The organism is Herbaspirillum sp. RV1423 (genome assembly GCF_000577615.1).
Classification (GTDB): domain Bacteria; phylum Pseudomonadota; class Gammaproteobacteria; order Burkholderiales; family Burkholderiaceae_D; genus Herbaspirillum.
In genome coordinates this window covers 1-696 of sequence record NZ_CBXX010000116.1, presented here as the reverse complement: position 1 = coordinate 696, position 696 = coordinate 1, and the positions used below count along the sequence as shown (strand labels likewise).

Sequence of the window (696 nt, the reverse complement as noted above, 5' to 3'; positions counted from 1 at the left end):
CGGCGCGCTGATCTCGCCGACGCAGATCATGCTGCTGATGCTGGCGCTGGCCGCCATGATCGGTCTGGTGCTGATTGTCGAGAAGACCAAGATGGGCCGCGCCATGCGCGCCACCGCCGAGAACCCGCGCATTGCGGGACTCATGGGTGTGGACGCCAACCGCGTCATCGTGGTCACCTTCATCATCGGCGCCGCGCTGGCCGCGATTGCCGGCGTCATGTGGGCCGCGAACTACTCGACAGCGCAATTCGCCATGGGCTTCGTGCCGGGCCTGAAAGCCTTCTCGGCAGCGGTGCTGGGCGGCATCGGCAACATCTACGGCGCCATGCTGGGCGGCATCCTGCTGGGCCTGATCGAAAGCCTGGGCGCCGGCTACATCGGCGACCTCACCGGCGACTTCCTCGGCAGCAACTACCAGGACATCTTCGCCTTCATCGTGCTGATCATCGTGCTGACCCTGCGCCCCTCGGGAATCATGGGTGAGCGCGTAGCAGACCGCGCTTGAACATCGACTCAGGTGTCCTCAGCGGATGTACTCGCGACGACACCTGAACGAATTTCCATTTGCTAACGCAAACAGAGAGAACTCATTATGGCCCTCCTCACCTTCGACAAGAAACGCAACCCGCGCCAGGCCAACGTCAGCCTGGCCATCCTCCTCATCGTCATGATCGCCTTCCCCTTCATTGCCAGCCA

Annotated in this window: 1 pseudogene; it reads left to right on the top strand. The window is 62.8% G+C overall.

The window, feature by feature from the left end:
* A pseudogene (locus RV1423_RS28360) lies at positions 1 to 505 on the top strand (branched-chain amino acid ABC transporter permease); the annotation flags it as partial.
* Positions 506 to 696: the final 191 nt, after the last annotated feature.